Genomic DNA, 18,951 nt, shown 5'->3' on the forward strand with positions numbered 1-18,951 from the left:
GCCCAGCACGCCGCCGCGGCGATCTTCCACAACCAGGGCGAGGTGTGCATCGCCGGCTCCCGGCTGCTGGTCGAGAATTCGATCCGCGAGGCCTTCGTCGATAAGGTGCTGGCCGCCGCCGAGGCCATGCAGCCCGGCGACCCGCTGGACCCGAACAGCTTCATGGGCGCCATGGTCGATCGCGCCCAGTACGAGCGGGTGCTCGACTACATCCGTCGCGGCGTGGAGGAGGGCGCGACCCTGCGCACCGGGGGTGAGGCGACCGAGGTCGAGGGCAAGGGGCTCTTTATCCCGCCGACGGTGTTCGACGGCGTCACCGAGACCATGGCCATCGGCCGCGAGGAGATCTTCGGCCCGGTGCTCGCGGTGTTCGGCTTCGATAGCGAAGAAGAGGCCGTGCGGCTCGCCAACGCCAGCGACTACGGCCTGGCCGCCGGGCTGTGGAGCCAGGACATCGATCGCATCATGCGCGTCACGCGCCGGCTGCGCTCGGGCCAGGTGTTCGTCAACAACTGGGCGGACATGGACCAGACGGTGCCCTTCGGCGGGGTCAAGCAGTCGGGCAACGGCCGTGACAAGTCCCACCACTCGCTGGAGGAGTACTCCGACCTGAAGAGCGTATGGATGACGCTTTCGATCTGATCCGCTTTCCTCTGCACGACAGCAGCGAGGTCGGCCCCAGGGGTGTCGGCCTCGCTATTATCATTTACGAACATTTCTATATGTAAAGCTTTTGTATAGCTATTTTGCGTCAGGGGGGGTAGCCTGAAGAGACATTCCTGGCAGGAGAAAGGCACATGTTCGGACTCTTCAAGACCGACCCGCAGAAGAAACTGCAGAAGCAGTACGAGCAGAAGCTCGAGCAGGCGATGCTGGCCGCCCGCAATGGCGACATGCGCGCCAACGCCTCGCTGACCGAGGAGGCGGAGACGCTGCGTGAGGAGATCGAGAAGCTGAAGAACGCTTGAGCCGGCGGCTCAGAAGGTCCGCGCTGGGGTGGCGCAGCTGACCAGGCGACAGGGCTCGCTGCCGGGATTACGGAAGCGATGGGGCACGTTGGTGTCGAAGTAGTAGGCCTCGCCGACCGTGAGCAGGCGTGTCTCGGCGCCGATGGTGATCTCGATCTGCCCCTCCAGTACCACACCGGCTTCCTCGCCCTGGTGGGCGATCATCTCGCGGCCGGTGTCGGCGTCGGGCGGGTAGGTCTCGATCATGAAGGCCAGCGCGCGACTGGCGCGGTTGGCGCCCACCAGCTTGTAGATGACATCCCCGGTGCCCACGTCGGCCAGCTCGTCGGTCGAATAGAACACCTGGTTGCGGCTCTCCAGGTCCATGGTGAAGAAGTCCCCGACGCTCATCGGAATGGCGTCGAGGATCTTCTTCAGCGAGCTCACCGAGGGCGAGACCTTGCCCTGCTCGATCAGTGACAGGCTGGAGTGGGTGACCCCGCAGCGCTTGGCCAGCTCGCGCTGGGAAATGCCTCTCAGGGTGCGCAGGGCACGCAGGCGCGCGCCGACATCATCTGCCATGGGTCGTCCTCTGAAATCGAGGGGTGGGCGCGAGGCCCGCCCCGGTGCTCAGCACAGGGCGTCGAGCTTTTCCTTGAGCAGGCCGTTGACCTGCTGGGGGTTGGCGGTGCCCCGCGAGGCCTTCATCACCTGGCCGACGAAGTAGCCGATCATCTTGCCGCGCTTGTCGGGCTCGGCGTCACGGTACTGGGCCACCTGGGCGGGGCTGTCGGCGATCACCTGGTCGATCATCGCCTCGATGGCGCCGGTGTCGGTGACCTGCTTGAGTCCCTTGGCCTCGATCACCTCGTCGGCGCTGCCGCCCTCGCCGTTCCACAGTGCCTGGAAGACCTGCTTGGCGGCCTTGCCGTTGATGGTGTCATCGATGACCCGGGCAACCAATTCGCCGAGTTGAGGCGCCGAGACCGGGCTGTTCTGGATCGGCAGGCCCTCGCGGTTCAGGGCGCCTGCGAGTTCGCCCTGCACCCAGTTGGCGGCCTGCTTGGCATCGCCGCAGACGTCCTTGACCTGCTCGAAGAACTCGGCCATCTCGCGGCTCGCCGAGAGCACGCCGGCGTCATAGGCCGAGAGGCCCAGTGCCTTCTGGAAGCGGGCGCGCTTGTCGGCGGGCAGCTCCGGGAGGTTGTCACGCAGGTGGTCGACGTAGGCCTGGTCGAGCATCACCGGCAGCAGGTCGGGGCAGGGGAAGTAGCGGTAGTCGTTGGCCTGCTCCTTGGTGCGCATGCTGCGGGTCTCGTCGCGCTCGGGATCGAACAGGCGCGTCTCCTGGACCACTTCGCCGCCGTCCTCGAGCAGTTCGACCTGGCGCTCCACCTCGAAGGCGATGGCGCGCTCGACGAAGCGAAAGGAGTTGACGTTCTTGATCTCGGCGCGGGTGCCGAAGGCCTCCTGACCCTTGGGGCGCACCGAGACGTTGACGTCGCAGCGCATCGAGCCCTCGGCCATGTTGCCGTCGCTGATGCCGAGGTAGGTGACGATGGAGTGGATCGCCTTGAGGTAGGCCGCGGCCTCTTTGGCCGAGCGCATGTCCGGCTCGGAGACGATCTCCAGCAGCGGCGTGCCGGCACGGTTCAGGTCGATGCCGGTCATGCCGTGGAAATCCTCGTGGAGCGACTTGCCGGCGTCCTCCTCGAGGTGGGCGTGATGCACCCGAATGGCCTTGATGCTGCCGTCGTCCAGGGTGATCTCCACCTCGCCGGGGCCGACGATGGGGTGATACATCTGGCTGGTCTGGTAGCCCTTGGGCAGATCAGGATAGAAGTAGTTCTTGCGGTCGAACACCGAGACCTCGGGGATCTCGGCGTGGATGCCCAGGCCGAACTGAACGGCCATGGCCACGGCGGCCTCGTTGAGCACCGGCAGCACGCCGGGCATGCCCAGGTCGACGGCGCAGGCCTGGCTGTTGGGTTCGGCGCCGAAGGCGGTCGAGGCGCCGGAGAAGATCTTAGAGCGGGTGGCGAGCTGGACGTGGACCTCCAGCCCGATCACGGTTTCCCATTGCATCACAGGGACTCCTCGGCGAGAGCGGGACGACGCAGGTGCCAGTCGGTGGCCTGCTGGAACTGGTGGGCGACGTTGAGCAGTCGCGCCTCGGCGAAGTGGGTGCCGAGGATCTGCAGGCCCACGGGGCGGCCTTCCGCGGGGCGGCCGCCGACGATGCCGGCCGGCACGCTGATGCCGGGGATGCCCGCCAAGTTGATGGCGATGGTGTAGATGTCCTGCAGGTACATTGAGACCGGATCCTTCTTCGCCCCCAGGTCGAAGGCCGGGGTCGGCGAGGCCGGGCCCATCAGCACGTCGACCTCGTCGAAGGCGTCGAGGAAGTCCTGGCGAATCAGTCGGCGGACCTGCTGGGCCTTCTTATAGTAGGCATCGAAGAAGCCCTCAGAGAGGGTGTGGGTGCCCATCAGGATGCGTCGCTGGACCTCCTCGCCGAAGCCCTCGGCGCGGCTGCGCTTGTAGAGGTCGGTCAGGTCGGCGGGGGCGTCGCAGCGATGGCCGAAGCGCACGCCGTCATAGCGGGCCAGGTTGGAGGAGGCTTCCGCCGGGGCGATGACGTAGTAGGCCGGGATGGCGTAGTGGGTGTGCGGCAGGCTCACCTCGCGCACCGTGGCGCCCAGCGACTCGTAGACGCGGATCGCCTCGCGTACGGCCCGCTCCACGTCGGGGTCGAGGCCCTCGCCGAAGTACTCCTTCGGCAGGCCGATCTTGAGGCCGGAGAGCGGCGCCTCGAGCTCGGCGGTGTAGTCCGGCACGCCGCGCGCCACGCTGGTGGAATCGCGCAGGTCGTGGCCGGCGATGGCGCCGAGCAGGTGGGCGCAGTCGGCGGCCGTGCGTGCCATGGGGCCGGCCTGGTCGAGGCTCGAGGCGTAGGCGATGATGCCGTAGCGCGAGACGCGGCCGTAGGTGGGTTTCAGGCCGGTGATGCCGCAGAAGGCGGCCGGCTGGCGGATCGAGCCGCCGGTATCGGTGCCCATGGCGGCGGGCACCAGGCCCGCGGCTACGGCGGCGGCGCTGCCGCCGGAGGAGCCTCCGGGCACGGCGGCGCCGTCCCAGGGGTTCTTCACCGGGCCATAGAAGCTGTTCTCGTTGGACGAGCCCATGGCGAACTCGTCCATGTTGGTCTTGCCCAGGCTCACGGTACCGGCGGCCTGGAGCTTCTCGACCACGGTGGCGTCGTAGGGGGCCACGAAGTTGTCGAGCATCTTCGAGCCGGCGCTGGTCCTGACGCCGGTGGTGCAGAAGATGTCCTTGAGCGCCAGCGGCAGGCCGGTGAGCGGACCGGCCTCACCCCGGGCGCGGGCGGCGTCGGCGGCGTCGGCGGCGGCCAGCGCCTGCTCCGGCGTCACGGTGATGAAGCTGTTGAGGTCGCCGTCGAGGCGCTCGATGCGCGCGAGCAGGCTCTCGGTGAGCTCGCGGCTGGAGAACTCGCCGGCCGCGAGGCCGGCGGCGAGCTCTGTCAGTGTCTTGTCATGCATGGGCCCTGGGCTCCGTGATGGCTTGCCGGTAACGGATGGGGGGGACGCGGATCATTCGACGACCCGGGGGACCAGGTAGAGCCCCTGTTCCACGGCGGGGGCGCAGCGCTGGAAGGTCTCGCGCCGGTCGGGCTCGGTGACCTCGTCGGCGCGCAGCCGTTGGGTAGTTTCCAGGGGGTGGGCCAGGGGGGCGACGCCCTCGGTGTCCAGGGTCTGGAGCTGGTCGACCATCGCCAGGATGCGGCCGAGGTCGTCCAGATAGTGGGCGGCCTCGTCGTCGTTCAGGCCGAGCCGTGCCAGATGGGCGGCCCTGAGAACGTCTGCGTGTTCAAGCGCCATGATCGGATGTCCTCGAGAGGGGGTGGGTCATGGAAATGACCGCAGAAGGTACCACATCCGCCGCCCGGCTGGCAGGCCCAAGAAAGCCGGGGCACGCGGGGGGTTCCGCTTGCTGCTGGGGGGGCTCGGTGATACCGTTTGCGTCCGCACAGGGTTCCCGGACTGCACTAGGTAACGACTCCATGTTCAAACGCTTGAGGGGGCTGTTTTCCAGCGATCTATCGATCGACTTGGGGACGGCCAATACGCTGATTTATGTCCGCGGCCGCGGCATCGTGCTCGATGAACCGTCGGTGGTGGCGATTCGCCAGTCCGGCAACATGCGCAGCGTGGCGGCGGTGGGTGCCGATGCCAAGCGCATGCTGGGTCGGACCCCCGGCAACATCACCGCCATTCGCCCGATGAAGGACGGCGTCATCGCCGACTTCACCGTCACCGAGCAGATGCTGCAGTACTTCATCCGCAAGGTCCATCAGAGCACTTTCCTGACGCCGAGCCCCCGCGTGCTGGTCTGCGTGCCTTGCATGTCGACCCAGGTCGAGCGGCGCGCCATCAAGGAGTCCGCCGAGGGCGCCGGGGCCCGCGAGGTGTTCCTGATCGAGGAGCCCATGGCCGCGGCCATCGGCGCCGGCCTGCCGGTGGAGGAAGCCCAGGGCTCCATGGTGGTCGACATCGGCGGCGGCACCAGCGAGATCGCCATCATCTCGCTCAACGGCGTGGTCTACTCCGAATCCATCCGCGTCGGCGGCGACCGCTTCGACGAGGCGATCACCGCCTACGTGCGCCGCCACTACGGCAGCCTGATCGGCGAGGCCACTGCCGAGCGCATCAAGGAAGAGATCGGCTGCGCCTACCCCGGCGGCGAGCTGCGCGAGATCGACGTGCGCGGCCGCAACCTGGCCGAGGGCATCCCGCGCAGCTTCACGCTGAATTCCCACGAGATCCTCGATGCCCTCCAGGAGACCCTGAGCTCCATCGTCGCCGCGGTGAAGAGCGCCCTGGAACAGTCGCCCCCCGAGCTCGCCTCCGACATCGCCGAGCGCGGCCTGGTGCTGACCGGTGGCGGTGCGCTGCTGCGCGACCTCGACAAGCTGATCGCCGAGGAGACCGGCCTGCCGGTGATCGTCGCCGAGGACCCGCTGACTTGCGTGGCCCGGGGCGGCGGCAAGGCCCTGGAAATGATCGACCAGCACACCTTCGAGCTGCTCTCCAGCGACTGACGGAGGCGCTGGCCTGATGCAGGGGGTCGCTCATTAAACCGCTGTTCTCGCACGGACCGCTTCCGGGCTATCGCATGGTGCTGTGTGCGATGCTGGCCGCGGCGCTGATGTACGCCGATGCGCGCTTTACTCGCATGGAACCCGTGCGGGCCCAGCTGTCGACCCTGGTGGCGCCGATCCAGTGGGTGGTCAGCCTGCCCAGCGACGTCCTCAACTGGGGGGCGCTGGCGCTCTCCGAACAGCGCGCCCTGGTGGACGAGAATCGTCGCCTGCGCGAGCAGATCCTGACGCTCTCGCACCGGGTGCAGCGCATGGCCAGCCTGACGGCCGAGAACGTGAGGCTTCGCGAGTTGCTGGCGGCCACCCGCGAGCGCGACATTCCCTACATCACCGCCGAGCTGCTGTCGCTGGATCCCGATCCCTTCACCCATCAGATGGTGATCGATCGTGGCCGCCGCGACGGCGCCTACGTGGGTCAGCCGGTGCTGGACGCCTCGGGACTGGTCGGCCAGGTCACCGCGATCTCGGCCTACTCCAGCCGGGTGCTGCTGCTGGCCGATGCCAGCCATGCCCTGCCGGTGCAGATCAACCGCAACGGGCTGCGCTTCGTCGTCCAGGGGGTGGGTAGCTACGAGGCCCTCAACGTCCAGCACGCCCCCGACACGGCCGATATCCGCGAGGGCGACCTGCTGACCACCTCGGGGCTTGGCGGTCGCTTCCCGCCGGGCTACCCGGTGGCGCGGGTCTCGTCGGTGATCCACGATCCGGGCGAGCCCTTCGCTCGGGTCACCGCCGCGCCGGTGGCTCAGCTGCAGCGCTCGCGCCACTTCCTGCTGCTCTTTCCCCCCGCCATGCCCATCGCCCCGCCGGAGGGTGAGCTGGCCGCCCCGGCCCTCGAGGCGGCCCGGGCCGTGAGCGGTGCCTTGGTCAACGAGGAGACGCGCTGATGGCCAGGTCCTCGCCCGCCAACCTGCTGTGGGTCTGGTTCACCCTGCTGCTGGCGCTGTGCCTGCAGGTGATGCCGCTGGCCGACGGCTGGCAGGTCTGGCGCCCCGATTGGCTCGGCCTGATGCTGATCTACTGGTGCATGCGCGACCCGCTGCGGGTCGGTGTCCTGCACGGCTTCGTGCTGGGGCTGCTGGTGGATCTCATCGAGGGCGCGCCGCTGGGACAGAACGCGCTGCTGCTGTCGCTGCTGGCCTTCCTCTGCGCGCTGGTCTACTCACGCTTCCGGGCCTACTCGCTGGTCCAGCAGGCGGTGCTGATCTTCGTGCTGCTGGGCATGGTCCAGCTGGCCGAGCAGTGGCTGCGCACCCTGTTCGGGCCCTTCCAGATGCACCTCTCCTTCTTGGTGCCGGCGCTGATCGGGGCGCTGCTATGGCCTTGGCTCACCACCCTGTTCGAGGCGCTGGGCCGGCGACACGCCCGCGACTGATCCTTCTTCACTCGCCCTCTGTCCCTTGCTCTGGAGCTGCCATGACCCACGACCCCGTGCTCTGCCTGGCCTCGGCCTCCCCGCGCCGTCGCGACCTGCTGGCCTCGATCGGCGTGACGGTGGACGTGCGTCCGGTGGACATCAACGAGACGCCAAGGCCCGAGGAGTCGGCGGACGACTATGTGGTGCGCCTGGCGCGAGAGAAGGCCTTGGCCGGCGCGCGGCTGAGCACACTGCCGACCCTGGGCTCGGATACCGCCGTGGTGCGAGACGGCGAGATCCTCGGCAAGCCGGCGAGCCGCGAGCAGGCCGCGGCCATGCTGCGCTCGCTCTCCGGCCGGTGCCACGAGGTCCTCACCGGGGTGGCGGTCACCGGTCCCGCCGGCGTGCTGAGCGCCTGCGTGACCACCCGGGTCTTCATGCGTGAGCTCGAGGAGCAGGAACTCGCCTCCTACTGGGCCACCGGCGAACCCGCCGACAAGGCCGGCGGCTACGCCATCCAGGGGCTGGCCGCGGTGTTCGTCGAGCACATCGAGGGCAGCCACTCGGCGGTGGTGGGCCTGCCGCTCTTCGAAACCGCGGCGCTGCTGGCGCGCCAGGGCGTGCCGCTGTGGTACACGGCCTAGCCCCGGGACGTTGACCGCGGCGCAGGACGGCGTGGCGCGCTATGTCATAATGGCGCCAGATCTTTCCGGACAAGGATATCCGCATGAGCGGTGAAGTACTCATCAACCTGACACCGATGGAGACCCGCGTCGCCGTCGTCGAGAACGGCGTGCTGCAGGAGGCCTTCATCGAGCGGGCACGGCGACGCGGCATCGTCGGCAATATCTACAAGGGCAAGGTAGTGCGGGTGCTGCCGGGCATGCAGGCGGCCTTCATCGACATCGGCCTCGACCGCGCCGCCTTCATTCATGCCCACGAGGTGATGCCGCCGGGCACGCCGGCCGACGAGCAGGTCTCCATCGCCCAGCTGCTCCACGAGGGACAGGCGTTGGTAGTGCAGGTCACCAAGGATCCCATCGGCTCCAAGGGGGCGCGGCTGACCACCCATCTCTCGGTGCCCTCGCGCTATCTGGTCTACATGCCCGACTCGCCCCATCACGGGGTCTCCCAACGCATCGAGGACGAGACCGAGCGCGAGCGGCTGCGCGGCTTGGTCGAGGCGGCTGCAGGCGAGCAGCAGCTGGAGGTCGCCGGTGGCTTCATCGTGCGCACCGCCGCCGAGGGCGTTACCCTCGGGGAGCTCTCCGCCGACATGCACTTCCTGCTGCGCCTGTGGCGGCGGGTCGGCGAGCGCAAGGTCACGGCGGCGGCGCCCAGCGTGGTCTACGACGACCTGCCGCTGTTCATGCGCACCCTGCGCGACGTGATGCGCGACGATATCGAGAAGGTGCGCATCGACTCGCGGGAGAACTACGTCAAGCTGATCGAGTTCGCCAAGGAGTTCATGCCGACGGCGGTGGAGCGCATCGAGCACTATGCCGGCGAGCGACCGATCTTCGATCTATTCAGCGTCGAGGACGAGATCCAGAAGGCGCTCGGCCGCAAGGTGCAGCTCAAGTCGGGCGGGTATCTGGTCATCGATCCCACCGAGGCGATGACCACCATCGACGTCAACACCGGCGGCTACGTGGGGCATCGCAACCTCGAGGAGACGATCTTCAAGACCAATCTCGAGGCCGCCACCGCGATCGCCCGCCAGCTCAGGCTCCGCAACCTTGGCGGCATCATCATCATCGACTTCATCGACATGGACGAGCCCGAGCACCAGCGCCAGGTGCTGCGCATGCTCGAGAAGTCGCTTGAGCGCGACCACGCCAAGACCAAGTGCACTGGCGTCACCGAGCTGGGGCTCGTCCAGCTGACCCGCAAGCGTACCCGGGAGAGCCTGGAGCAGACGCTCTGCGAGGCCTGCCCGACCTGTGCCGGGCGGGGCACCCTGAAGACACCGGAGTCGGTCTGCTACGAGATCTTCCGCGAAATACTGCGCGAGGAACGGGCCTACAGCGCCGAGACCTATGCGGTGTTGGCCTCCCAGTCGGTGGTCGACCGCCTGCTCGACGAGGAGTCCGCCGCCGTGGCCGACCTCGAGGAGTTCATCGGCAAGACCATCCGCTTCCAGGTCGAGATTCACTACTCCCAGGAGCAGTACGACATCGTGCTGATGTGAGCCCATGACCGCGGCGCGCCTGATCATTCGCTGGCTGTTGACCCTGGTGGCGGTGCCGCTGGGGCTGCTGGCGGTGCTGGTCGTGGTGCTGCGGCTACTGCCGGTCCTGCTGGACGATCAGACCGCCTCCCTGGAGCGGCTGCTCTCGATGCGCTTCAATGCCGAGGTGGCGCTCGACGACGTGACGGCAGGCCTCGCCCGGCTGGATCCGTATCTCGAGGTCGAGGGCCTCAACATCCGCTCCCGCGAGGGGCTCGGCCGCGTCCCGCTGCTCCAGGTGGAGCGGGCCAAGCTGCGCCTGGACAGCGGCGGCAGCCTCGCCTCCGGCCTGCCGCGGGTGGCAGCGGCCCGGGTCCAGGGCGTGACCGTGCACCTCTACCAGGATCCGGCCGGGCGCTGGCAGTGGCCAAAGCCCGCACAGCTGCCCCCCGAACTGATCCCCGAGAGCACCTTCGATCTCGACCGGCTCGACTTCTGGGTCGGCATGCTGCTGCGCCAGAGCGCCTGGGTCGAGGACGTCAACCTGGTGCTGCACGGTCGCAAGCAGCGCGCCGTGCTGAAGGCGCCCCGCCTGGTGATGACCGGCGATGAGCATCGCACCCACCTCGAGGGGGAGGTGTTCGTCGAGGGGCAGGAGGCACAGGCCATCCGCGTGGTGATGGAGCTTCAGCCCGGGCCGTCGGGGCTCGGGGATTTCAGCGCCGCACTGCAGGCCGACATGCGCCTCCAGAGCCTGCTGGGACTCTCCGAGGTGCTGGGCTACGGGCGCGCCCTGCGCCTGGAGACCGCCAGTGGCGAGGCGCGGCTCTGGGGGCGCTGGCATCGGGGTGCCCTGGCCGACCTGCGCCTCGACCTGGAGGCGCCTCTGCTGGCCCTGCGCCAGCCGACATCGAGCGTCGAGGAGGTGCCCCAGGCCATCGTGCTCAAGCAGGCGGCGGCGAGCGCCCAGTGGCTGCGCGAGGAAGCGGGTTGGCAGGCGTGGATCGAGATCGATGCGCAGAGCGCCGACTGGGCCCGCCCCGAGGGGCAGCGTGAAGACGCCGGGCCGGCGGTGCCGCGTTACTGGCAGATGCGTAGCCGCGACGACGGCTGGTGGCTCACCACCAGCGAGTTTGACCTGGGGGCCCTGGTCGCCTGGCGCGACCGGCTGCCGCTGCCGGAGGCCTTGGCACGGGTGATCGATAGCCTGGACCCCCGGGGGCGGGTCACTGCGCTGGGGCTGGGTCGCGAGGACGGCCACTGGCGGGCCCGGGCGGCGGCCACCGAGGTGGCCGTATCGCCTTGGGAGCAGGCGCCCGGCGGCGGGCCGCTGGACGTTTGGGTGGAGTCCGAGGACCTGTCGGGGCACGTCGAGTTCGTCGGCCGCGACGCTCGGCTGCACTTCCCGGCAGTGTTTGGCGCGCCGATGGCGCTCACCCGCGCCCGCGGCATGATCGACTGGGCCTACGACGGCCCGCGCAGCTTCGTCAGCGGCCGGGACCTCGAGGTGGAGTGGAACGGGGCGCGGATCGAGGGTGGCTTCGGGCTCTCGATCGGCGGCGAGCGGCGCGGCGGCTTCGGGCTGCAGCTCGACTTCGCGGACGTGGATGCCGTCGACACCCCGCTGCTCGACTGGCTGCCCGTGGGCGTGCTGCCCCCTGTGCTGACCGAGTGGCTGGCCGACGGCGTCGCCGGCCGGGTGCCCAAGGGCGCGCTGCGTCTGCACGTGCCGCTCGCACGCGAGGGGGCGTCCATCGACCCCGCGCTTCAACTCGATCTCGACGTCGTCGAAGGGCGCCTGCCCATCGCGCCTGGCTGGCCGCTCCTCGAGGGGATCAGTGGCCACCTGGCGATGGTCGACGAGACGCTAACGGCTCGTGTCGACGCGGCCGAGAGCCTCGGGATCGAGGCCTCGGCGGGGCAGGTGTCCCTCGAGGAGCAGCGGCTGGCGGTCACCGGCGAGCTCGGGGCTTCCGCGAGCGCCCTGCGCCGCTATCTGCTGGCGCTGCCCGTCGAGGGCATGGAGGCGCTGGAGGCGTGGCGGGCCGAGGGCCGGGCGAGCGGTACCCTCGACCTGGCCCTGCGTCTCGACGACCCCGCGTCCCTGACGCTGGATATCGAGACCGAGGCGGTGTTCCCGCGTCTCGTCCACGCGCCCCTCGAACTCGCCTTCGAGCGTATCGAGGGCTCGCTCGCCTGGCGCCAGCGCGGCGAGGAGGGCGGTCTGGAGGGGCGAGTGAGTGGCCGGGCGCTGGGCGGGCCCGTGGTCGCCGAGATCGATACGCTGGCCGGTGGGCTCGATCTCTCCGGCACGGCCGAGGCCACGTCCCTGACCGAGTGGAGCGACGTGCCGGCCCTCGACACCCTGATCGACGGTCGGCTGCCCTGGCAGGGGCGGCTGTCGATCGGCGACGCGGGCGCTTCGTTGCGCCTCGACAGCCGGCTGGAGGGCTTGGCCATCGACCTGCCGGCGCCCCTCGGCAAGTCCCGCGAGGCCCTCCGCCCCCTGCGGTTGACCGTCGACCTGACCGAGGGGCGGCTCGAGGGCCGCCTGGGCGACCGCCTGGGGCTGCGCTGGCGGGCCCCCGCCGGCGCCGGCCAAGGCCGGGGGCAGCTGTGGCTGGGGCACCTGACGCCGCCTGACTGGGCCGGCCGGCCGGGCTGGGCGGTGGCGGCCTACCTGCCGCGCCTGGCGGCGGCGCCCTGGGGGCGCGCCCTGTCGCCGCTGCTGGCGGGTGTCGAGCCCTCCTCGGCTGGCTCCCCCTCGACCGCGCTCTCCGCGCTCACCCTCGAGACCGACTGCCTGCGGGTCGACGAGCGCTGTCTGGGCTCGCTGGCCGTGGAGGGCAGCGCCGGCGACGGCGGCTGGCGGCTCGCCGTGAATGGCAGCCTCGCCGGCGGGCGCATCACCTATCGGCCCGCCCTGGCGGAGCCGCTGGACATCGCGCTGGATCGGCTCTCGCTGGATGCTCTGGTGCCCCCGGCGACCGACGGCGGCCAGCTGCTCGATGAAGTGGCGCTGTCCGTCGAGGCGGCCCCGTTGCCGGCGGGACTGGCGGCGCTGCCGGACGGGCGACTGAGCGTCGCCGACATCGCCTGGCGCGGCGCGCGGCTCGGCCCCTTCGACGGGCGCTGGCACTCGACGAGCGATCGCCTGGTGATCGATCCCCTGTCGCTTGCACTCGCGGAGATCGACGCCCGCGGCCAACTGATCTGGGAGGCGAGCGGCAGCGGCGATAGCCTGACCCGCGCCCGGCTCGACCTGGAGGGCGGCGACCTGGGCAGCGCCCTGGCGGTGCTCGACCAGCCGGTCGCCGTGCGCAGCGCCGAGACCCGGGTGGGGAGCCAGCTCGCCTGGCCGGGGGCGCCCTGGCAATTCGCCCTGCCGCGCTCCCGGGGCAGCCTCGAGGTGATGATGCGCGACGGACGCTTCGTCAATCTCGAATCGCCCTCGGCGCGGGTCGTCGGGCTGCTCAACGTCGACAACCTGCTGCGGCGTCTGCGCCTGGATTTCTCCGATGTCACCGGCCGCGGCACCGCCTTCGATCGTGTCAGCGGTGCCGCCACCCTGTATGGTGGGGTACTCGAAACCCGTGGTCCGGTGGAGATCGAGGGGCCGGCGACCCACTTCACCCTGAACGGCAGCGTCGACCTGGTGCGCCGGGAACTCGATCAGCGTCTGTCGGTCACTGTGCCTGTCAGCAACAATCTGCCGCTGGCGGCGGTGCTGGCCGGTGCTCCGATGGTCGGCGGCGCCCTGTTCATCGCCGACAAGCTGTTCGGGGATGCCATCGACCGCGTGACCCGAATCCACTATCGCGTGCAGGGCCCCTGGACCTCGCCGCGGATCGCTCTGGAAAGTGCCGAATGACATCACAGACTCACGACATGCTCGACGACGCTTCTGACCTGCTGCTGACGCCGGGCGACCTCGATCTAGCGGCCCTGGATGCCGGACTCGGTCATGCCATGGGCCGGGGCATCGACTATGCCGATCTCTACTTCCAGCGTACCTGGCACGAGGGCTGGGTGCTGGAGGATGGCGAGGTCAAGGAGGCCAGCTACAACATCGACGGCGGCGTCGGCGTGCGGGCCCTGGCCGGCGAGAAGACCGGGTTCGCCTACTCCAACCAGATCACCGCCGACGCCCTGGCCGAGACCGGCCGCACCGCCGCCGGGATCGTGCGCTCTGGCGAGCGCCAGCGGGTGGCGCCGGGCGTGGCCATCGCCCCCGCGGCCCGCTATGCCGGGATCGATCCGCTCTCCGGGCTCAGTGCCGAGGACAAGATCGCCATGCTCAAGCTGGCCGATCGCGTGGCGCGGGCGGCGGATCCCTCGGTGGCCCAGGTCAGCGCCTCGCTCACCGGCGTCCATGAGGTGGTGCTGGTGCGGGCCAGCGACGGCACCCTGGCGGCGGATATCCGCCCGCTGGTGCGCTTCAACGTCAGCGTGATCGCGGTCAAGAACGGCCGCCGCGAGCGCGGCAGCGCCGGCGGCGGCGGCCGCTTCGCCATGGCCCGGCTGCGCGACGACAATGTCGCCGAGCGCTATGCCAGGGAGGCCGTGCGCCAGGCACTGGTCAACCTGGAGGCCGTCGACGCCCCGGCCGGGCAGATGCCGGTGGTGCTGGGGCCGGGCTGGCCGGGCATCCTGCTCCACGAGGCGGTGGGGCACGGCCTGGAGGGCGACTTCAACCGCAAGGGCAGCTCGGCCTTCGCCGGGCGCATCGGCGAGCGGGTCGCCTCGAAGGGGGTCACGGTGGTCGACGATGCCACCCTGGCCGACCGCCGCGGCTCGATGTCGGTCGACGACGAGGGCACGCCGGGCCAGTGCACCCCGCTGATCGAGGACGGCATCCTGACCGGCTACATGCAGGACAAGCTCAACGCCCGGCTGATGGGCATGGCACCCACCGGCAATGCCCGCCGCGAGTCCTTCGCCCACCTGCCGATGCCGCGCATGACCAACACCTACATGCGGGCGGGCAGTGACGACCCCGCGGACATCCTGAAGAGCGTGCGCCGCGGGATCTACGCGGTGAGCTTCGGCGGCGGCCAGGTGGACATCACCTCGGGCAAGTTCGTCTTCTCGGCGAGCGAAGCCTACCTGATCGAGGACGGCAAGATCACCGCGCCGGTCAAGGGCGCGACCCTGATCGGCAACGGCCCCGAGGCCATGGGCCGCGTCTCGATGATCGGCCACGACATGGAACTCGACACCGGCATTGGCGTCTGCGGCAAGGAGGGGCAGGGTGTGCCGGTGGGCGTCGGCCAGCCGACGCTCAAGCTCGATGAGCTGACCGTGGGCGGCACCCAATCATGAAGCTCGAAGCTGGAAGAGCGCCGCTTCGCGGCTGGAAGCTGGAAGAGGTGGTGTGGTGACTTCCAGCTTCAGGCTTCAAGCTTCCAGCTTTAAAGGTCGGCGGTGTCGCGGATCAGCTTGAACAGCCGGCGCGCGCTGGTCGGTGGCTTGCCCTGATCGCGCTCGCGGCGGGCGTTGCGGATCAGCTGGCGCAGGGCCTGGCGCTCGACGTCGGGAAATTCGACCAAGAAGGCCTCGACGGTGTCGTCGCCTTCGTCGATCAGCCGGTCGCGCCACTTCTCGAGGCGATGGAAGGCATGATCGCGGCGTAGCTTCTCGTTCTCGATCTCGTCGAACACCGCCTGGATGCCCTCGAGGTCTTCGCCGCGCATCAGCTTGCCGACGTACTGCATGTGGCGTCGGCGAGCCTCGCGAGCCTTGATGCGCCCGGTCTCCTCGACGGCGGCCAGCAGGTCGTCGGAGAGGGGGAAGCGCGCACGCTGGGCATCGCTCATGGCGATGATCTGCTCGCCGAGCTGCTGCAGCGACTGCATCTCGCGCTTGAGCTGGGACTTGCTGGGCCGCTCGTCGGCCGGGGAGAGGTCATCTTGGGTCATGCCGGTTCCACTTCGTCGGGGGTCGAATCGCGCCAGTATATCAGCCCGCGGCACAGGGCTGGACAATGCACCATCTTGAGGGCCGGCGACAGGCCGGCCGAGTTAAGGAGAGACGTTCATGACACAGGCTTTCGATGCCGCCGCCCAGCAGGACCTGCTGGAGAGTCGCACCCGGGTGGCCCTGGACCTGGCTCGCCAGCTCGGGGCCGAGGCCTGCGAGGTGGGGGCCAGCGTCGATCAGGGCGTCGGCGTCAGCGTTCGCGAGGGCGAGGTGGAAACGGTCGAGCTGTCCCGGGACCAGGGGATCGCCGTTACCGTCTACGTGGGGCAGCGCAAGGGCAGTGCCTCCTCCAGCGATGCCGGCGAGGCCTCGGTGCGCGCCGCGGTCGAGAAGGCGCTGGCCATCGCCCGCCATACCGGCGAGGATCCGGCCTCGGGCCTGGCCGAGGCGGCGCTGATGGCGACCGACTTGCCCGACCTCGAGGTCCACCACCCCTGGCCGCTTTCCATCGACGAGGCCACCGAGCTCGCCCTGCGCTGCGAGGCGGCCGGGCGCGGCGTGACGGGGATCAAGAGCTCCGACGGGGCGAGCCTTTCCAGCGGCGAGGGAGTGCGTGTCTACGCTAACAGCCACGGCTTCCTGGGCAGCCAGCGTGGCAGCCGTCACTCGCTCTCCTGCATGCTGATCGCCGAGGACGAGAACGGCATGCAGCGCGATTACGACTATACCAGCGCCCGCGATCCCCGCGACCTGCTCGCCGCCGAGGCGGTGGGCGAGAGCGCCGCGCGGCGGACCCTGAGCCGCCTCGGCGCTCAGCGCCCGGCCACCGGGCGCATGCCCGTGCTCTTCGACCCGACCCTGGCCAGCGGCCTGGTCGGCCACCTGATGAGCGCCATCGCCGGCGGGGCGCTGTTCCGCGAGGCCTCGTTCCTCTGCGATCGCCTGGGCGATCCGCTCTTCCCCGAGTGGTTCAGCCTCGGCGAGCGTCCCATGGAGGTCGGCGCCATGGCGAGCTCGCCCTTCGACAACGATGGCGTGCAGACCCGCGACAACGTCTTCATCCAGGATGGCCGCCTGGCCAGCTACATGCTCTCGGCCTACAGCGCGCGGCGACTGGGGCTTGCGACCACCGGCAATGCCGGCGGCGCCCGCAACCTGCGCATCACCGCGCCGCTCGAGCGCCGCGAGGCGCTGCTCGAGCGCATGGGGCGCGGCGTGCTAGTCACCGAGCTGATGGGGCAGGGCGTCAATGGCGTGACCGGTGACTACTCCCGCGGGGCGGCCGGCTTCTGGGTCGAGGACGGCAAGATCCAGCATCCGGTAGAGGAATTCACCATCGCCGGCAATCTCGAGACGATGTTCCAGGGACTCGTCGGCGTGGGGAGCGATACCGACACCCGCGGCAGCATCCATACCGGCAGCTGGCTGATCGACGAGATGATGGTGGCCGGCGGCTGAGCCGGGCTTCGCCCGCCACGAGCATGAAGATCGCCCGCTTCGCGGGCGTAAGCCTGAAGCTGGAAGAAAGGACTTGACCCCCAAGGTAGCAAGAACAAGCTGCCTTCCAGCTTCCAGCTTCCAGCTTCCAGCTTCCAGCTTCCAGCTTCCAGCTTCCAGCTTCCAGCTTCCAGCTTCCAGCTTTCAGCTTTCAGCCGTCTTCCTCGAAGCGGGCCTCGAAGAGCGCGGAGATGGCCTCGAGGACCGCCTCGGCCTCCTCGCCCTGGGTGTGCACCTCCAGCTCGGTGCCGCAGGGCGCGGCGAGGACCAGCAGCGACATGATGTTGGCGGCATCGGCCTGCTGGCTGCCCCGCTGCACGGTGACCCGCGCATCGAAGGGCTGGCAGCACTGCACGAGCTTGGTGGCGGCGCGGGCATGCAGGCCGCGTCGGTTGGTCAGGGTCAGCTTGCGGCTCGGCACGCCTCAGGCTCCTTCCTGCGGCGCGTCGGTATCCATCGATGCCTGCGCGTCCGGGAGGTTGACCTGCACGCCCAGCTCGCGATGGCGTAGCCTGATGCCGGCGTGTCGCTCGGCCAGGTGGGCGGCCAGTCGCTCGGCCAGGTAGACCGAGCGATGCTGGCCCCCCGTGCAGCCGACGGCCACGGTCAGGTAGCTGCGTTGGCTGGTGCGATAGCGCGGTAGCCAGCGCTCCACCCAGGCGAGGATGTCGTCGTGCATCTCGGCGACGACCGGGTAGCCGTCGAGGAACGCGATGATACTGGCGTCACGCCCCGTGGCATCGCGCAGGGCCGGGTCCCAGTAAGGGTTGGGCAGGCAGCGAGCGTCGAAGACGATATCGGCATCCAGCGGCACGCCACGCTTGAAGCCGAAGGACTCCACGGTCAGGGTCATCTGCTCGGCCCGATGTCCCGCCACTTGATCGGTGATGCGCCCGCGCAGCTCGTGCACCGAGAGCCGGGTGGTGTCGATCACCAGGTCGGCGAGGTCGCGAATCTCCGAGAGCGCCTGCTCCTCGGTATCGATGGCCTCGGCCAGGGTCATGTCGCTATCGCGAGTGAGCGGATGGCGGCGGCGAGTGTGGGAGTAGCGTTCCAGCAGGATCCGCGCATCGGTGGTCAGGTAGACCACCTGGCAGGCGAGATCGCGGGTGCGCAAGTCGTTGAGGAGCTCCGGGAAGCGCGCCAGGGCGTCGGGCAGGTTGCGTGCATCGATGCTGACGGCGATGGAGGAGCGCGCGCTGCGTCCCTGCTGGAGCTCGTCCACCAGCGGCCCGAGCAGCATGGCCGGCAGGTTGTCGATGGCGTAATAGCTCAGGTCTTCCAGCGCCTGCAGCGCGATCGATTTGCCGGAACCCGACCGGCCACTGATGATCACGAGCTGCATGCGGGTCTCCTGGTCGAGAAAGGGGGGCGGGCGGCGCCCCGGGAGGGGTCAGCCGCCCTGGCGGTCGCTCGGGGCCTGTTGTCGTATCGCCTCCATGAGATGCTCATGAAGCTCGCGCTGGCTGCGGCTGTGGCGCAAACGCCCGCGGGTGTCGGCGTCATTCATGACGCCGGCGACCTGCCCCAGCAGGGCGAGGTGCGCCTCGTCGGCTTCCTCGGGGACCAGCAGCACGAAGACCAGGTCTACCGGTTCCCCGTCGATGGCATCGAAATCCACCGGCTCGGCCAACTTGAGAAAGCCGGCGATGGGCGCCTTGCAGTGCGGGTTTCGGGCATGCGGAATGGCGACCCCGTGACCGATGCCGGTGCTGCCCAGCCGCTCGCGGCCGATCAGCCGGCTGAACACCTCCTGGCTGTCGAGGCTGGGCGTGTTCTGAGCGATGAAGGTGCTGAAGAACTCCAGCACCCGCTTCTTGCTTCCCCCGGGCACATCGAAGAGGGTGCGCTCGGGGGGCAGGATGGCGTCCAGTGTCATGAC

General features: G+C 69.5%; 18 protein-coding genes. 10 read left to right on the forward strand and 8 right to left on the reverse strand.

Annotation, left to right across the window (positions count from 1 at the left end; genetic code table 11):
- Window positions 1–642: aldehyde dehydrogenase family protein (locus FEI13_RS10535; protein WP_138181498.1), on the forward strand; the 642-nt coding region annotated here is incomplete at its 5' end.
- A gap of 155 nt (window positions 643–797) precedes the next feature.
- Entirely contained in the window at window positions 798–968 is a 171-nt protein-coding gene (locus FEI13_RS10540; RefSeq protein ID WP_138181499.1) for a DUF6435 family protein, read from the forward strand.
- Between the two features lie 9 nt (window positions 969–977).
- Here FEI13_RS10540 and FEI13_RS10545 read toward each other — a convergent pair whose 3' ends face one another.
- The 4 genes from FEI13_RS10545 to gatC are packed head-to-tail and all read right to left on the reverse strand — an operon-like array spanning window position 978 to window position 4,846.
- Window positions 978–1,529, reverse strand: a complete 552-nt coding sequence (locus FEI13_RS10545; protein WP_138181500.1) for a cupin domain-containing protein — start codon at window positions 1,527–1,529, stop codon at window positions 978–980.
- Window positions 1,530–1,577: 48 nt separating this feature from the next.
- A complete protein-coding gene (gatB, locus tag FEI13_RS10550; protein ID WP_138181501.1) occupies window positions 1,578–3,032 on the reverse strand; it encodes an Asp-tRNA(Asn)/Glu-tRNA(Gln) amidotransferase subunit GatB in 1,455 nt (484 codons plus the stop codon).
- Window positions 3,032–4,507 carry an Asp-tRNA(Asn)/Glu-tRNA(Gln) amidotransferase subunit GatA gene (gatA, locus tag FEI13_RS10555; protein ID WP_138181502.1) on the reverse strand — a complete coding sequence of 492 codons (1,476 nt, stop codon included), beginning with the start codon at window positions 4,505–4,507 and terminating at the stop codon, window positions 3,032–3,034. The genes gatB and gatA overlap by 1 nt, the downstream gene beginning before the upstream one ends.
- 51 nt (window positions 4,508–4,558) lie before the next feature.
- The gene (gatC, locus tag FEI13_RS10560) at window positions 4,559–4,846 is read right to left on the reverse strand and encodes an Asp-tRNA(Asn)/Glu-tRNA(Gln) amidotransferase subunit GatC (protein ID WP_138181503.1); all 288 of its coding nucleotides are present in this window, start codon (window positions 4,844–4,846) and stop codon (window positions 4,559–4,561) included.
- Between the two features lie 182 nt (window positions 4,847–5,028).
- Between gatC and FEI13_RS10565 the strand changes: the two genes are divergently transcribed.
- The 7 genes from FEI13_RS10565 to tldD all read left to right on the forward strand — a co-directional run bounded on the left by FEI13_RS10565 (window position 5,029) and on the right by tldD (window position 14,975).
- A complete protein-coding gene (locus FEI13_RS10565; RefSeq protein ID WP_138181504.1) occupies window positions 5,029–6,066 on the forward strand; it encodes a rod shape-determining protein in 1,038 nt (345 codons plus the stop codon).
- Window positions 6,067–6,140: 74 nt separating this feature from the next.
- Window positions 6,141–7,013, forward strand: a complete 873-nt coding sequence (mreC, locus tag FEI13_RS10570; RefSeq protein ID WP_138181505.1) for a rod shape-determining protein MreC — start codon at window positions 6,141–6,143, stop codon at window positions 7,011–7,013.
- Window positions 7,013–7,501: a rod shape-determining protein MreD gene (mreD, locus tag FEI13_RS10575; protein ID WP_138181506.1), complete on the forward strand. Its 489-nt coding sequence runs from the start codon at window positions 7,013–7,015 to the stop codon at window positions 7,499–7,501. Before mreC ends, mreD begins: the two co-directional genes overlap by 1 nt.
- A gap of 41 nt (window positions 7,502–7,542) precedes the next feature.
- Complete coding sequence (locus FEI13_RS10580) at window positions 7,543–8,127, forward strand: Maf family protein (protein ID WP_138181507.1); 585 nt, start codon at window positions 7,543–7,545, stop codon at window positions 8,125–8,127.
- Between the two features lie 83 nt (window positions 8,128–8,210).
- Window positions 8,211–9,674: a ribonuclease G gene (gene rng, locus FEI13_RS10585; RefSeq protein ID WP_138181508.1), complete on the forward strand. Its 1,464-nt coding sequence runs from the start codon at window positions 8,211–8,213 to the stop codon at window positions 9,672–9,674.
- A gap of 4 nt (window positions 9,675–9,678) precedes the next feature.
- Window positions 9,679–13,524, forward strand: a complete 3,846-nt coding sequence (locus FEI13_RS10590) for a YhdP family phospholipid transporter (RefSeq protein WP_138181509.1) — start codon at window positions 9,679–9,681, stop codon at window positions 13,522–13,524.
- Complete coding sequence (gene tldD / locus FEI13_RS10595) at window positions 13,521–14,975, forward strand: metalloprotease TldD (RefSeq protein ID WP_138181510.1); 1,455 nt, start codon at window positions 13,521–13,523, stop codon at window positions 14,973–14,975. The genes FEI13_RS10590 and tldD overlap by 4 nt, the downstream gene beginning before the upstream one ends.
- A gap of 89 nt (window positions 14,976–15,064) precedes the next feature.
- Here tldD and yjgA read toward each other — a convergent pair whose 3' ends face one another.
- Window positions 15,065–15,571: a ribosome biogenesis factor YjgA gene (gene yjgA / locus FEI13_RS10600; RefSeq protein WP_138181511.1), complete on the reverse strand. Its 507-nt coding sequence runs from the start codon at window positions 15,569–15,571 to the stop codon at window positions 15,065–15,067.
- Between the two features lie 118 nt (window positions 15,572–15,689).
- Here yjgA and pmbA point away from each other — a divergent pair, with 118 nt between their 5' ends.
- Complete coding sequence (gene pmbA, locus FEI13_RS10605; RefSeq protein ID WP_138181512.1) at window positions 15,690–17,030, forward strand: metalloprotease PmbA; 1,341 nt, start codon at window positions 15,690–15,692, stop codon at window positions 17,028–17,030.
- Between the two features lie 190 nt (window positions 17,031–17,220).
- Here pmbA and FEI13_RS10610 read toward each other — a convergent pair whose 3' ends face one another.
- Genes FEI13_RS10610 through FEI13_RS10620 form a run of 3 tightly spaced genes read right to left on the reverse strand, consistent with a single transcriptional unit; the run spans window position 17,221 to window position 18,948 of the window.
- Entirely contained in the window at window positions 17,221–17,490 is a 270-nt protein-coding gene (locus tag FEI13_RS10610) for an HPr family phosphocarrier protein (protein WP_138181513.1), read from the reverse strand.
- A 3-nt stretch (window positions 17,491–17,493) separates the two neighbouring features.
- Complete coding sequence (rapZ, locus tag FEI13_RS10615) at window positions 17,494–18,414, reverse strand: RNase adapter RapZ (protein ID WP_138181514.1); 921 nt, start codon at window positions 18,412–18,414, stop codon at window positions 17,494–17,496.
- Between the two features lie 48 nt (window positions 18,415–18,462).
- Entirely contained in the window at window positions 18,463–18,948 is a 486-nt protein-coding gene (locus FEI13_RS10620) for a PTS sugar transporter subunit IIA (RefSeq protein WP_138181515.1), read from the reverse strand.
- Window positions 18,949–18,951 lie beyond the last annotated feature (3 nt).

Source organism: Halomonas urmiana (assembly GCF_005780185.1).
Classification (GTDB): Bacteria; Pseudomonadota; Gammaproteobacteria; order Pseudomonadales; family Halomonadaceae; genus Halomonas; species Halomonas urmiana.